10 protein-coding genes are annotated in these 14,509 nt (G+C 53.9%); 6 read left to right on the top strand and 4 right to left on the bottom strand.

What is annotated here, in order from left to right; all coding sequences use genetic code 11:
• Positions 1-75 precede the first annotated feature (75 nt).
• On the top strand, positions 76-1,173 hold the full coding sequence (locus PSR63_RS00690) for an FHA domain-containing protein (RefSeq protein WP_274329856.1): 1,098 nt from the start codon (positions 76-78) through the stop codon (positions 1,171-1,173).
• A gap of 164 nt (positions 1,174-1,337) precedes the next feature.
• On the top strand, positions 1,338-4,769 hold the full coding sequence (locus tag PSR63_RS00685) for a protein kinase domain-containing protein (protein ID WP_274329855.1): 3,432 nt from the start codon (positions 1,338-1,340) through the stop codon (positions 4,767-4,769).
• On the opposite strand, the gene PSR63_RS00680 is transcribed toward PSR63_RS00685, so the two are convergent.
• Together PSR63_RS00680 and cls are read right to left on the bottom strand one after the other, a co-directional pair.
• A complete protein-coding gene (locus tag PSR63_RS00680; RefSeq protein WP_274329853.1) occupies positions 4,766-6,523 on the bottom strand; it encodes a hypothetical protein in 1,758 nt (585 codons plus the stop codon). The two genes, PSR63_RS00685 and PSR63_RS00680, sit on opposite strands and share 4 nt — an antisense overlap.
• 161 nt (positions 6,524-6,684) lie before the next feature.
• Positions 6,685-8,118 (bottom strand): cardiolipin synthase, encoded by a 1,434-nt coding sequence (cls, locus tag PSR63_RS00675; RefSeq protein ID WP_274329851.1) that lies wholly within the window; start codon positions 8,116-8,118, stop codon positions 6,685-6,687.
• A 100-nt stretch (positions 8,119-8,218) separates the two neighbouring features.
• On the opposite strand from cls, the gene PSR63_RS00670 reads away from it, so the two are divergent.
• The 3 genes from PSR63_RS00670 to PSR63_RS00660 all read left to right on the top strand — a co-directional run bounded on the left by PSR63_RS00670 (position 8,219) and on the right by PSR63_RS00660 (position 12,350).
• Complete coding sequence (locus PSR63_RS00670) at positions 8,219-8,833, top strand: cob(I)yrinic acid a,c-diamide adenosyltransferase (protein WP_274329849.1); 615 nt, start codon at positions 8,219-8,221, stop codon at positions 8,831-8,833.
• Between the two features lie 129 nt (positions 8,834-8,962).
• Positions 8,963-10,480 (top strand): mechanosensitive ion channel domain-containing protein, encoded by a 1,518-nt coding sequence (locus PSR63_RS00665; RefSeq protein ID WP_274329848.1) that lies wholly within the window; start codon positions 8,963-8,965, stop codon positions 10,478-10,480.
• Positions 10,481-10,523: 43 nt separating this feature from the next.
• Positions 10,524-12,350, top strand: coding sequence for an SLC13 family permease (locus PSR63_RS00660; RefSeq protein WP_274329846.1), 1,827 nt, complete (start codon positions 10,524-10,526; stop codon positions 12,348-12,350).
• Positions 12,351-12,399: 49 nt separating this feature from the next.
• On the opposite strand, the gene PSR63_RS00655 is transcribed toward PSR63_RS00660, so the two are convergent.
• Positions 12,400-12,786 (bottom strand): VOC family protein, encoded by a 387-nt coding sequence (locus PSR63_RS00655; RefSeq protein ID WP_274329844.1) that lies wholly within the window; start codon positions 12,784-12,786, stop codon positions 12,400-12,402.
• 140 nt (positions 12,787-12,926) lie between these two features.
• On the opposite strand from PSR63_RS00655, the gene PSR63_RS00650 reads away from it, so the two are divergent.
• Complete coding sequence (locus tag PSR63_RS00650) at positions 12,927-13,358, top strand: YciI family protein (protein WP_274329842.1); 432 nt, start codon at positions 12,927-12,929, stop codon at positions 13,356-13,358.
• A gap of 22 nt (positions 13,359-13,380) precedes the next feature.
• Here the strand turns inward: PSR63_RS00650 and PSR63_RS00645 are convergent, their stop codons facing one another.
• A complete protein-coding gene (locus PSR63_RS00645; protein ID WP_274329840.1) occupies positions 13,381-14,025 on the bottom strand; it encodes a helix-turn-helix transcriptional regulator in 645 nt (214 codons plus the stop codon).
• Positions 14,026-14,509: the final 484 nt, after the last annotated feature.

The raw sequence follows: 14,509 nt of genomic DNA, 5'->3' as shown, positions 1-14,509 counted from the left end.
ACTTTTCCTGATCGACGCGGGTACTTCCAGTCCGGTGTCGGTTTTCGAGTAGACGCCAGCATTAGGGTAGGACGAATGCAGACGCAGCTGCTTCCACAAATCGGAAACGACTCGATTTACCTTGAGTATCTTGATCCAGCCGCGGGACGGTCGACCAAGACGGTACTCGACGAGTTTCCGTTCATCATCGGACGCAACGCGACCTGTAATTTAACGGTCGAGTCGGGGCGTGTTTCGCGAGAGCATGCTGAAGTTATCCGGCACGGAAGCGGCTACCTGATACGCGATTTGCGCAGCACGAACGGCGTTTACATCAACGGCGAGAAGATCGACGAACACATTTTGGTGGATGGCGACACGGTTTCGATCGCCGACTTTGAATTCGACTTCCACTGTCCTTCGGACGCGACCACTCGCCAGACCGTCACCCTGGCGATGGAAGATCGCGCCCAAGCTGCCCGGCCGGTAGGAGATCCCCATCTATTGATTCAGGCCCTAAGGACTGTCAATCAATGGTCAGGGCTCAAGCGTATCGATCCTGGCTTGGCAACCATTCAATCCATCAGCGAACAGAAGACCGTTGGGCACTGGTGCCCGCTGTTTCGTAAGGCTTACCAAAGTCACGAAGAAACTCGCCTGCTGAAAGGTTCCCTTGTCTTAGAGAACCCGCTCCGATTGCTACAGCAGACTTCGGCCATGTTTGCCCTTCAGGAACGCCAGGAAACAGGTGGGTTCCTGCTGTTGGAACTCGATCAAACGGATTTTGTGCGGCCAGACCTGCTGGAAACTGTCGGCTGGATACGAACCAAGTTTGGCTCATCGCTCAAAGTCGTTCTGGGAACGAAGGTCGACGTTTGGGAAGCCAACTTGATTGATAACCCAATTGTCGAAGATCTGCGTGGCATGGGCATTCATCTGGCCGTCGTGGGAATTGATCAATTCAAACCGCCGATTGTCTCGGATGTGCTTGAGCACTGCACGATGATCGGGGTTGCCGCCAGTGCCTTGTCGGCGACTTCACGCAGCCCAGCGGTTGCCAATAGCATTCACGAATTCATTCAGGAGATTTCGTCCACCGGTTGCCAGGCACTCGCCCAATCAGGTGCCAGTGGACCGGACAATCAGGCTTTGGAGCAGATGGGATTCCATGCGGTAGTTCGCTTTCCCGCCTGAAGCAATGCTTGATGGTTCGGGGGACAAGGACGTCCATTAACAAGCCTCGCTTCCTTGGGAGCGAGGTTCCTTGTGAAAGCTAAACGCATTAGTGCGTGCCAATATACAACTGGGTATTCCCTTGCGACGATCGCACTCCCAGAGCCGAGATAAGGTCCCTAATCGTGTCGATTGAGACAAGTACAAACGTACGAGAAGTTGACGGATATCGTCTCGTACAACGAATTGGAGCTGGTGGCTACGGCGAAGTCTGGCGAGCCGATGCGCCCGGCGGTCTTTCCAAGGCCGTCAAGTTGGTGTTCGGTTTCCATGACGAAGCCCGAGCCTCGCGTGAGCTGAAGGCGCTCAACCGAATCAAAGACCTTCGCCACCCATTTCTCCTTTCTTTGGAACGGATCGATGTGATCGATTCCCAGTTGGTGGTCGTCACCGAACTGGCCGACTGCTGCTTGAAGGATCGTTTCGACGAGTGTCGCAAGGAGGGGCTTCCTGGCATTCCTCGTGATGAACTGCTGCGATACATGACTGACGCAGCTGAAGCGTTGGACTACATGTCTTATGTTCATTCGCTTCAGCATTTGGACGTGAAGCCCGAGAACTTGCTCATTATCGGCAATCATGCCAAGGTTGCCGACTTTGGCCTGGTCAAATCCATCCAGGATGTGACGGCCTCGATGATGGCCGGCCTGACACCACTCTACGCTTCGCCTGAAGTGTTCAACGATCAGCCGACGCGGCAGAGCGATCAGTACAGCTTGGCTATTGTTTACCAGGAGATGCTGACCGGCACCCTTCCCTTCCCTGGTCGCAACCTGGCCCAGTTGACCGCCCAGCATCTTAATAGTCCACCGCGGCTAAACACGCTTCCTCCGCGTGATCGAGACATCCTGTCCAAGGCGCTTGCGAAAAGTCCAACGGAACGCTATCGCAATTGCGCAGAAATGATCAGGGCGTTGATCGACGCCGATAGTATTGCCCACCTTCCCCAGGTACGTAGTGGTGCGTATGAACCGGTCGAGTCCTCCAAGACCGACACAAAGACGATCAGCTGCAACGACACCGAGTCGAGTGACTCCAAACAATCTTCAGGAGACATCGATCCTCAAACGATCCGCTTGAGCCAGGATAGCCGACCACGGCAAACACGGTCAGGCGATATTTGGGAGGAGATAACGCCTCGCAAGCAAAGCGTTCTTCCTCCGTTTGCCGATAATCGCGACCAACGCGAGCTACGTCCCAGCGTGGTTCTAGGTATCGGTGGCTTAGGAAGTCGCATTATTCGTCACTTTGTGGATCGCCGTCTGGAGCTTGTTGGCACGCATACAGAACAGCATTGGTGCCGTTGTGTGGCAATTGATACGGATACGACCGACCTGGTGCAGAGCACCGGGCAACTCGGGGCCGCAGCCGGAACCCCTTCCCTTTCGACCGTGGAAATGCCGCTGCGCCGCCCTCAGGCATATCGCAACCTCTCGCGTCATTTGACCAAGTCGATGAGCCGGCGTTGGCTTTACAACATTCCATTGTCCCTGAAAACGGAAGGCATGCGTCCGCTGGGCCGACTTGCGTTTGCTGATCACGCGGGGCGTCTGCGAGAGCAGATCCGCGATGCCTTGGCCGATGCGATTGATCTCGCTCGGGGCAACATGGATCCTCGCAACGAACACTTCGCGTGGCAAGAGAAGCCGCGTATCGTGCTTGTCATGAGCAGTAGCGGTGGAACCGGCAGTGGTATGGTTTGGGACGCATTCGCACTGGCGCAAGAGGTCATCGAAGAGTTCGGCGGCAGCGTCGACGACGTTTCGCTCTGGCTGATTCATGCAACGCCCAACGGAACCGAACAGCAAGACCTCGCACGCTGCAACACCTATGCGTGTCTGCGTGAGCTATATCACTTCCAAGTCACCGGTGAGTATCCTGGCGACGCCGTCACGAAAATACCGCCGCAGCGCTGGACCGAAAAGATCTCGAAACAGATCACGATGTTTGAGACAGGCGGTTCTGAAGCAAGGAATGTGCCGGTCGATCTTCACGACCTTGCCGACCTGCTGTACATGAACGTGTACGAAGGCCGCGAAGTTGCTCAGCGTTCTCGAGATTCGGAAGAATCGAGTGAAGGCACTGGTCCATCTGTTTCGGCCTGGGCTTTCGCTGGTAAGGCGTTATGCTCGAGCGGGCATCTCGATCTGGCAGCAGCTCGCTACACGATGGAGTTGCTGCATCGCTGGCACGGAACGGGACATGGCGAGAAAGAGCAACGAAAACTCGCACACTTAAACGATACCGATCCAAAGGATTCGTCCCGAGCAGATCATTATCAAAGGCTCCTTGATCTTCGCTCGGCCAAGATCTTCCAGGATTGCGAGTTCGGTCTCGAGAGCGTGATCGACATGGTCACTCAGGTAGTGGAAGACGAAATTGGTGGTCGACCAGAAGACTATTTCAGCGAAACGGTCGGTCGCTTTGCCAATGAGATTAGTTCCTCTCGTATCCCGCCTTCATCTGCCGAGATGACCATTCACGTCCTCGATTCGCTCGATCAGTTGATCGGCCTCTCGAACATGGAAGCCGAACCAGGCAAGCTGATCGCCGTTTCGTTGCACTCGGAAATCGCTCCGCATATCCGTCAGATTGCGGCGCACTATCAGAAGAAGGTGCTCGAACAGATTCATTTGATTCTCAATGAGTCTTCGTTCCGCGTGAGAGGCGTGAGACAGCTTTCCGTCGTCGTCGATCAGCGATTGAGTGAACTGGAAGAAAAAGTCCGTGCGATGGGCGATCGAACCGAACAGGAAGTCGAAAAAGTAAGAACTGCCCTATTCCCGGTAATTCACCAAACGTCGAAACGCGGAATAGATCGACGGATCGGCATGTCAGAGCTCCGAGCATTATGGCTCAATTACGCTTTGCTGCGGACCCACAGTGTCATTGTGCTGGCGACCTGTCAGGTGTTTCAGCATCTGCGTACCGCCATCATGCGTGACAACATGTGGATCAAAAACACAATCGTCAGCTTAGAGATGGCCGAGATGAAGGCCCGCGAGCGGATGGCATTGGATGATACTTCTCTGATGGAGGACCCGAAGTTTCTAGAGAAGCTTTTGGTCCTGGAGAACCAGATTGACAACATCCTGAATTCCGAGCATGGCGGGCTTTGCAACTTGCTGCACGAAGAACGGAACGGCGTCAACAAGCTTATTGCTGTCATGATGGAGTGTGGCAAGGACCTGGCACGCCGCAATGCTTCAGAAGAAGGAAGCGAGAGTCAGTTCCTCAGTTCTTTGGAAGACGGACCAGACTGGAAGCAACGCGTCGCTTCGTCCAGCTGTCGCCTTACTCAGCTAGGCCCAGCCGTCTCGCGACTGATGTTTATGCCCGAGTCGGTGGCTGACAATAGCACGGTGACGACTTCAGCTCCTCACCTGGCCGGTAGTTCTCCGCTGGGAACCAAACTGCCTAAGGTTATCTGGATGGAGTCGGGCGGAAACATCCCCTTGCGAGATGCCGCAAGACTGTTGATCGACAACCGTCCCGATTACATTCCTGTCGCAGACCGACTGCTCACACGCGCCGATGTGCATTGGGCTGAGCTCTAGTTGACAATGTAAGTCTTCGAGCCGCCCTTGCTTGGTAAGGGCTTCTGGTAGTCACTGGCTCGTATGACAGGAGCAAGAGTCGGCAGTTGCTTGGGAGCTTGTGGCGATACTTGTTGCTGGTTGCCGGCTTGGTTCTCCACAACCAGCGGCTGGGGCGTAGCTGCCCGAATCAAGCCACCGCGAGCCGGTGTGGCTCGTGCTGGTTCCGCGATAATGAACGGCTTGATCACCTGAGGTTCTTCTTTCGGTTCCGCCTGAGCGACCGATGGGTTAATGGTCGTCTTGGGCTCGGCTGGGACAGGTTCGGCAGTTGGCTGTTCCGTTTCCTTGGTGGCAACCAGAGGAAGCTCGGGTTCAGGAGCGGCGTCCTTTTCCACAATCTGCGGCATGACATTTTCTGGCTTCTTAGCCACTTCAGCCGTGGGCACTGTTTCTTGCGGTGTGGTCTCGAAATCCCATTTGGCCTGACGGTTTGCCGCTTGCAGCTTGCTTAAAAGCGACGACTGAAAGTGAATGTCATCGGTTGTACTCGGTGTCTCTTCTGCGGTCTTGGCGGCTGCCGTTGAGTTGTCGACCAGTTGTGGGCCTGGATTCGGTGTTGCCGCGATTGCTTCTGCTGGAGTCTTCGCATACGGGTTAACCGTAAGTTGAGGTTCCACCGCAGGCTCTTCCTGTTTAGCAACGGCTTCCGCTGCCGGCTGACTTTGTTCCTGCTTAGGCGACCATTTTGAGTCGGTCTTCGGATACGTAGCGAGTTTGTCGTTCACGATGGTTTGCGGCTGGCTATTGCGAAGTGAACTGCCTGACCAATCGGTTTTCGTACTGGAAGTGCGAAGTGGGTTGGCGGCGACCTTCATCGATGGCGGTGCGGACTTTGTCTGAGCCGGAACGGAAGGCGTTTCTTCGATTTCGACATGGGCGGTCATTTCTGGTTTCGGAGTTGCCGGTTGAGTCGTTGGGGCTGGCCCTTCACCAAGTCGCTCTCGCCGCACGGTTTCCAACGCCAATTCCAAGGAGTGCTCAAGCGTTGTGCTGTTGGTTGAACTATTGGCCATGGCCTTCTCAAGCAGCTTTTTCTCGCCCCATGGTGCTCGGGCATGAGCATCCAGAGCCTCGTCGCCTAGTTTTACGGGCGTCGTTTTGGCAACCTGCGGGGCAGGAACTGCTTGTGGTGCGGGTTGCGGCTGGGGCTGCGATTGTGGTGTAACTGTTGGTTGGACAACGACCTCGGGTCGCGGAGACTCGATCATCTGCGTTGCCTTTTGGGTGAACTTGGAAACGACATCTGGCTTGTCTGCCATAGGATTCGTTTCCGGAGTTACCACAACCGGCATTTGGTTGTTCGGTGGATTGAAGATTGGCGTCTGGGGCTTTGCTTCTACCAATTCTTGAGCGGGCAGAACGGTGCTCGGCTCTGGAGCTGTCGACTTGACTGGGACGGCTGCGACACGCTGGGTTGGTTCCGCAGCAGTTGTGGTGATCGGATCCGGTTCCGGTTCCGGTTCAGATTGCGGGGTGCTTTCACCACCGAACATTCCACCTAGGAAACGCGCAAACGGGGGCATCTTCTTTTCCCCTTGCGGCTTGGGCGCGGCGGCAACTTCCTTTTCGGCTTGTGGTTGTGCGTCTTCTGCGACAATCTCTGCCAGCTTGGTATCATTTGACCGGGTGAACGGGAAAATACATCCGGTCATGCTAACGGTCGTCGCGAGGGTGAGAGTCGCGAGCAAGTTGGGGCGAAGCGATGCTGGCATGATATCCGTCCGCAAAATCTAAGTGGCAGTTCCACAAGGTACGATTGGCGTGCCCTGCCCTCTGCTGATGAAGACAAAGCCACCTTCTCGTTTTCGGACGTCAGACAGGTTCCGGTTAAGTAAACTTTGCCGATGTTACGGTTAATGCTGCTGCTAGCAGGCTATTGGATCGGCGACATCAACCGAGAACCACTCACGGCAAGCTGAAACCAGAACGAACGTTTTTGAATCTCTTGCGGATCGACTTCCCGACAATGTTTGAAGTCTTCCAAGAGCATTGCTTCGACAGCATGAGCGAATTCTCCGCCCACGACCGCCACCATGATTTCGAAATTGAGGCGAAACGAGCGGTTATCAAGATTCGCAGTACCGACTGCGGCCATCTCGTCGTCGATCAAGATGACCTTCTGGTGAAGAAAGCCAGGTTGATAGCGATAGAACGTAATGCGATCCGCGATCGCCGTTTCCGAGATGAAGTGAAAGCTGGAGAGATAAACTAACAAGTGGTCGGGACGCTCTGGGAGCATGATTCGCACGTCGCACCCGCGAAGGGCTGCTAGCTGCAGTGCGCAGATCACTTGCTTGTCTGGAACAAAATAGGGAGAGGCAATCCAGATCCGCTTCTCGGCCGAATTGATCGCGTGAACGAAAAACAGACCGCACGTTTCGATCGTGTCGGCTGGCCCCATCGGAATAACTAACGCCACCTCGTTGCCATCTTCAGCCGGTTCTTCTTCCCAGTTAACGTTCAAGCTGCTGCCGGAAGCCCAATACCAGTCCTCCATGAACGACCACTGCACTGCTTGAACGGCCGGACCCTGAATACGCATATGCGTGTCACGCCATGGGCCGAATCGCTTCGACAAACCGAGATACTCGTCACCAAAGTTATGTCCGCCGACCGCGGCAACTTTGCCGTCGACGACGATAATCTTGCGATGATTGCGGAAGTTCAGCTGAAACCGATTGCCTTTGCCACGGGTGGTGTGGAAAGGTCGAACGTTAATGCTTGCCTCGCGTAGTTCATGCAGGAACTTGCGAGTCAATTGATAGCTGCCGATTTCATCGTAAAGGAAATAGATGGCGACCCCTTCTTTCGCTTTGCGTTTCAGCAACTCGGTAAATCGCCTACCGACGCCATCTTCGCGAAAGATATAGGTCTGAAACAAAACATACTCGGAGGCAGCCGAGATCATCTCGTAGATTGCATCGAAGGTTGCCTCCCCGTCGACCAGCAGTCGAATTGCGTTCGAGTGCGTGTAGGGGAAGTCGGCCAAGCGTTCCAGGACGAGCTTTTCAGGCTGCTCATGAAAGTCGGCAACTACGGCGGGGTCGACTGCCCGAAACGTTTGCGTGTTTTCCTTAATGTCCTTGGCCCGAATTCGCCGCGTATTGACGTACCCCTGAAACTTACTGCGGCCGAAGATCCAATAGAAGGGAAACGCGACATACGGGACCAGGATCAGCAGAATCATCCAGGCAATCGCACCCTGGGAAGTCCGTGACTTCATGATCGCATCGATCGCGGCGAAAATGCCCAGAATGTGGATCGAAGTCAGTATCAGACTGACTATCGTAACGGATTGCAGGTCCATCTAGCTGACCGTTCCTCGGTGGCCGCCATTTTCTTAGACGGGCCCATTTGCGATGATGGGGAAAAGGATAGGTTCTCAGTTTTACCCGTGGAGCAGCTCCATGTCGATTCACATCCATCGAATCTATACACGAGCCGGTGACGGAGGCTCAACTGCCTTGGCTGGCGGAGTTGAGGTTTCCAAGTCGTCGTTAGAGGTCGAGTCGTACGGCGAATCGGATGAGTTGATCAGCTTCTTGGGGGTGGTTCGGGCTTATGCCACTGATCCCCGTACACGCCCCAACTCAAAAATTGCTGCGGAGACGGATGAGATATTTCGGAAGATTCAAAATACTCTCTACGAGGCCGGAGCCGTACTGGCGAGTGCTAAGCCTCCTGCGTCTGATGCCCAGAGCTATGACGCGACGAGCGATCCCCGAGTGACGTTTCTGGAAGATCGCATTGACCGGTATCGAGAGACGTTCGATGCGATCGATGGCTTCACCATCCCTGGCGATTGCATGTTGGGCGCGCATGCTCATGTCGCGCGAACTGTTTGCCGTCGATGGGAACGTGTCCTGGTTCGCCGGCACGAACTTTCACCGATTGAGCCATGGGTGTTGGCATTTGCAAATCGCCTGAGCGACTACCTCTTCGCCTATACACGATGGATAACGGCTCATTTATCAACGCAAGAAGAACTTTGGAAAGGACCCGAGGCCGAGACCAAGAGTTGAAGCCCTGAGCAAGGGTTGCATCGGTAGGCGAAGACTCACAAGATGGAGGCAAGCCTCGCAAATATCTTGGTTCTGAAAATTCGCTGACGGGGCTATCTTTGAAAACCGCGTTGATTGGGGGAGTGCGAAATGCCGTTTCGATGCTTGGCAATTGGTCTGCTATTAGCAACTGCCATAGCGATGCCACTCTGGGCACAAGATGAAAATCCTGCTGAAGAGAAATATGTCCCGATAACGACGGTCGATCTTGAGATCCCGCTTGATCAGCTCAAGATCATGGTCAAGCCACTGACCAAGCAAGAGCTTGAAGGGGAAGCGGAAACTTGGTTCAAGCTGCTGGTCACCAAAGGCAAGCAGATCTCGGCTGTGCAGCGGGGAGTCAAGAAAACCAACGAGGCGATGGCGGCCGGGGATGAAAGTGCGGCAAAGCACCTGCTCGAACAGGCCAAGGAAGTGAAGGACAAAGCCGAGGCACTCGTCGAAGAGGAAGCTAAGGAGATCACGGATGCCGCCCAGGAAAAATTGGGCATTGAAGACGAACCCGATGTGAATGTCGAGCCCAACCCAGACGAGGCGGAGGCCGAAGAAGACCCCATGAACGTCGATCTTGCGGCCAACACAAAGGATCGATTGTTAGATGATATCAATTCGCTCCAGGATCAAAGGGCTGCGCTTGTCGACCGACTGGAAGTCGTTTTGTATTCGCTCGAAAAGAAGGGAGGCGACGTCGAAGAATACCGCAAGTACATCCTTGCAGTATCGGGTATTGATGTAGATACGTCCGACGCGAAGGCTACCTGGGCAGCAATAACCGGCTGGCTTCTTTCCAAAGAGGGTGGTCAACGGCTGTTCTGGAATGTTGCCAAGTTTCTCTTGATCCTTCTGATCAGTTGGGTGGTTGCGAAAATCGTTCAATGGGTCACAAATTGGCTTCTTGAGAAAAAGCTGAAGCTCAGCCAGCTCGCTGAGCAACTGATTGCTCGGATGATTAAGGATATTGTGCTGGTCATCGGTTTCGCGATTGCCTTGACGGCGTTAGAGATCGATATTACTCCCGTGATTGCCGCGATCGGGGCGACTGGTCTGGTCGTTGGTTTGGCGCTCCAAGGGACACTCAGCAACTTTGCCAGTGGCTTAATGATCCTCGTGAATCGGCCGTTCGATGTCGGGGATGTCGTCACCGCCGGCGGGATCACAGGCGTCATCGATCAAATGAACCTGGTTTCAACGCGGTTCAAAACGTTCGATAACCAGACGATCTATGTTCCCAACAACGAAATCTGGAACAACGTGATCACCAACATTACCGCCAACCACACGCGCCGTGTTGATATGGAATTTGGCATTGGGTACGACGACGACTTCGAGAAGGCGGAACAGATCATCCTGGATGTCGTCAACGGTCACGAGAAAGTCTTGAAGAAGCCAGAGCCACAGGTCGTCACGCACGACCTGGGCGAATCATCGGTGAATATTGTTTGCCGGCCTTGGGCGAAGACCTCGGACTGGTGGCAGGTGAAGACGGAAGTTACACGAGAAGTAAAACGGCGCTTTGATGAAGCTGGCATCTCGATTCCGTACCCGCAACAAGACGTGCACTTTTATTCCATCAACAAGGAAGGACACCCGGTCGAAAAGGAAGGTTAATTCCGATTGCTTCGACCGTTGGTGATGGGAAAGGTAAAAAGCGATGCCATGGGATTTGGCGGTCGTACTTGGACTGCTTCTGGTATGCATCGTGCTGTTCATTCTCGACTGGCCGCGCATGGATATTGTGGCTTTGTCGGCCATGGTTGCGCTGCCCGTCTTTGGCATTATTAGCGTACCCGAAGCGTTCGCAGGCTTTTCTGATCCGAACGTCGTACTGATCGCGGCGTTGTTCGTCATCGGCGAAGGGATCACGCGGACTGGAATCGCGCTGCAGGTCGGCCAATGGCTTGCCCGAAAAGCCGGTAGCAGCGAAGCGAAGCTAGTCGTTCTGCTCATGCTGAGTGTTGGATTGCTAGGAAGCGTGATGAGTTCGACAGGGATCGTTGCGATCTTCATCCCTGTCGTGCTGAACGTGACGTCGCGCCTGAATATTCATCCTGGACGCATGATGATGCCGCTTAGTGTCGCAGGATTGATCAGCGGGATGATGACACTGGTGGCGACGCCGCCCAATATGATTGTTGATAGTGCTCTTAAAAGTGAAGGACGCGAGGGCTTCAACTTTTTCTCGTTTACGCCGATGGGGCTGTCGATCCTGGTAGTGAGCGTCGGTTATATGCTGTTGGCAAGGCATTGGTTGACGGCCAAAAGCTTAACGACGATGTCGAATTCTCGTCGGCGAACCCTCAAGTCGTTCATCGATGAGTATCAGCTGCAAAACCGTGCCTTTCGTTTGCAGGTTCCCTACTCTTCCGAGCTCGTAGGACGAACGCTGGGCGAACTCGATCTGCGGCAGCGCAACGGCGTGAACTTGATTGGCATCGAGCGTCAAGGTCGCGGGAAGACCTATTTGCTCAATCCGATCTCGCAGACCGAGATTCGTCCGGGTGACGTACTGCTGGCCGATTTGGTCTATCCCGAGAACGATTTGGAGAAGTTTGTCGACGAACTCGGACTCGTCGTCTTGCCAATCGAGGGGACCTACTTCAGTCAACAATCTCGAAATGTCGGGATGGCGGAAGTGGCTGTGGTGCCTGAGTCAGGCTTGATTGGGCGCACGATTGTAGAAGAGCAGTTCCGCACCATTCACGGGCTTAGCGTCATTGGGTTACGGCGAGGCGGAGAAGCAATTACGGGTGCCATCGCTGACGAAAAACTACGTCCTGGTGATATCCTGTTGGTGATCGGTCCTTGGAAACAGATCCATTATCTGAGGACGCAAAAGCGAAACTTCTTAGTTCTCTCGATGCCGGTGGAAAGTGATGACATCGCGCCTGCCCACTCGCAAGCACCATGGGCACTTGCATCTCTAGCCGTCATGATTGTGCTGATGGTTTCAGGCATCGTGCCCAATGCGATTGCCGCTTTGATCGCTTGCCTACTTCTAGGACTGTTCCGCTGCTTGGATGTCGAAACAGCTTACAAGTCGATCCGTTGGCAAAGTATCTTCCTGATCGTCGGAATGATGCCATTCGCAATCGCGCTTGAGAAAACTCATGGCATCGAGATGGCCGTCAGCTTCTTGATGCGCACGTTGGACGGGGCAGGAACGCATGTGTTGATCGCAGTCCTGTTTGTGCTGACGACTGGCTTTAGCCTGGTCATCTCGAACACGGCAACCGCCATTCTTATGGCCCCAATTGCCATGAGTATTGCCAAGCAGTTGGATGTTTCACCGTATCCTTTTGTAATGACGGTCGCGATTGCAGCCTCGGCCGCGTTCATGACTCCAGTGGCCTCCCCGGTGAACACGTTGGTGATGGGGCCAGGTGAGTATAAGTTTGGCGACTATCTGAAAATCGGAACGCCGTTCACGTTCTTGGTGCTGGTCATGTGCGTGATTCTCATTCCGTGGTGGTACGGCTAAAGCTTGTGACGCTTACGAAAGCACCAATGGAATCATCGAGCCTGGATGACTAACCAGGCTGGGTGGCAATCCACCAACTGATGCCGTTGGGGTCGACCACCCCGCCCCGCTTGTCATCTTCTTCGCTTCTTTGCATCGGCTCCATGATGGAGGTTCCGCCTGCGGCGAGTGCCTTCTGGTAGGTTGCGTCGACGTCCGGTACGTAAACGTGCACATGCGAATTGACCGCAGGCCAATGTTCAGCTGCTTCCCCCATCATGATCACCGAATCGTCAATGCGTACTTCGGCATGCATAACGCCTCCATCTTCTCGGGGAATACGTCGGAGTGGCTTTCCGTCGAAAACTTGCTTGAGGAATTCGATGGTGGCATCGGCACTTTTGACAATCAGATAGGGAGATGCAGAGTTATAGCTTTCCGGTTTGAAGGCGGTCACGATGAGATTCCTTGAAGTGAGAGGAGATCAATCGCAAAGAATTCTGTACCCTTTGTCGATTATCGAGCGTGTCGAACGACTATCGGGTGAGTTTAGAGTTTCCCACGAAGGTTTTCATCCAAAAAAAAAAGGAAGTTCCTATGCGAGTTATGGTCATCGTGAAAGCGTCGAAACATTCGGAAGCTGGTGCTATGCCCAGTGCCGAACTGCTACAGGCAATGGGCAAATTCAACGAGGAGTTAGTTGCCGCTGGGGTGATGCAAGCCGGAGAAGGTCTGAAGCCTAGTTCTCAGGGAGTTCGCGTGCGTTTCTCCGGAGACCAGCGGACGGTGATCGACGGCCCGTTCACGGAAACCAAAGAATTGATTGCCGGATATTGGATCTGGAAAGTCGACTCGATGCAGGAAGCGATCGACTGGCTAAAACGCTGTCCATGCCCGACCGAAGGAGAAGAGTCAGACGTCGAGATACGTCCCATCTTTGAGACAGAAGACTTTGCAGAGCAAGATCCGACCGGTGAGATCCGCGAAGCAGAACACCGACTGAGAGACGAGTTGGAACGAGGGCAATAATCCCCTCACAAGCCAATCCGGATTACCCCTTCGAGGAGCCGTTCAAGCGAGCAGCCCCGGCCGCCGTGTCGTAGCAGTCATCGAGCAACACTAATTTTCCCCGCCGAAACACGAGCAAGTTGGAAACGCGAATCGGCTGATCCATCGGTTGCCCGATGGGGTGTATCCAAGATTCGCCCCAGATGATCGCGTTGGGACCTTGTCCCATCACTTGATAATGCTGGTTGTAGTCGTGATCTTTGGGAACCTCGAGGACCGTAAAAAAGATGTCGAAAAACTTACGGACGCCATCGATCCCAGAATGCTCACCCGCAAACGGGATTTGAGCAGGATCGCCTGCAATTCGAAAGACAACATCCTGGTCGAGGAAGTCGAGAAGATGGTCGACCGAATCCTTCTGGTAAAAATGAATCGTGTCGAGATAGCGCTGCGCGAGCTGGATCGGATCGCTGGCAAGGTCTTCCCAGTAGATCGGCTCTTCATTGATCTCGCTGAACGCATCGGCGAGATCGACAATGGTGTCTCGCGCAATAGGAACACCAGCCTCGGCTTTGCTGATCAATCGCTCGCTGTAGCCTGCTCGTTTGGCCAAATCGGCCTGCGTCCACCCGTTTTGCAATCGGAGATGCCGCAAGAAATCTCGATTACACGCGTAAGCTCGATTCATTGTTCCTCGTAAGCTTTCCTGTCCCGGCGGTCGATCGAGCGAAGGTGATTCACTTCACACGCGTTCGATGCCTGTGTCACTGTATTCACGGTTGCCAATGGTGACAACCTGCCAAGTGGGGGCCGGTATTGGCCATGTGTAGGGTAGCTATTGCGCCCTTGTTAAGATTTGCGAAGTTCCGGTGAGCAACCAATTTCAAGAGACTTTATTGGCGTTTCCCCTAACAAACCACAAGGTGAAAACCCCAACCGCTGAAACTCAAATTACTCAACACATCACAACTCAATTAAGCATTCACGATCGATGAACTGGATGATGTGCTGTCGTCGTGCCTCTAAGTAGATAAGCGAAAAAGACGTGAATAATGTGACACCAAAATTGTCGTTTCGTAGAAATAGGACAGAAAATTGGATTTGAGCAAGCAAAGAGGTAGGTGTCTCCGAGCGTGCCGGTTGCGTTCCTGTTGAACCGGGAAAATGTCAGT

This window comes from Bremerella sp. P1, from assembly GCF_028748185.1.
GTDB lineage: Bacteria > Planctomycetota > Planctomycetia > Pirellulales > Pirellulaceae > Bremerella.
The sequence above is the reverse complement of the archived record's forward strand: the minus strand, read 5'-3'. Positions and strand labels throughout refer to the sequence as shown.

What these genes read in the sequence shown, in the direction of transcription:
- PSR63_RS00690 (WP_274329856.1), top strand. Translation starts at nt 76, where the DNA reads ATGCAGACGCAGCTGCTTCCACAAATCGGAAACGACTCGATTTACCTT.
- PSR63_RS00680 (WP_274329853.1), bottom strand. Translation starts at nt 6,523, where the DNA reads ATGCCAGCATCGCTTCGCCCCAACTTGCTCGCGACTCTCACCCTCGCG.
- cls (WP_274329851.1), bottom strand. Translation starts at nt 8,118, where the DNA reads ATGGACCTGCAATCCGTTACGATAGTCAGTCTGATACTGACTTCGATC.
- PSR63_RS00670 (WP_274329849.1), top strand. Translation starts at nt 8,219, where the DNA reads ATGTCGATTCACATCCATCGAATCTATACACGAGCCGGTGACGGAGGC.
- PSR63_RS00665 (WP_274329848.1), top strand. Translation starts at nt 8,963, where the DNA reads ATGCCGTTTCGATGCTTGGCAATTGGTCTGCTATTAGCAACTGCCATA.
- PSR63_RS00660 (WP_274329846.1), top strand. Translation starts at nt 10,524, where the DNA reads ATGCCATGGGATTTGGCGGTCGTACTTGGACTGCTTCTGGTATGCATC.
- PSR63_RS00650 (WP_274329842.1), top strand. Translation starts at nt 12,927, where the DNA reads ATGCGAGTTATGGTCATCGTGAAAGCGTCGAAACATTCGGAAGCTGGT.
- PSR63_RS00645 (WP_274329840.1), bottom strand. Translation starts at nt 14,025, where the DNA reads ATGAATCGAGCTTACGCGTGTAATCGAGATTTCTTGCGGCATCTCCGA.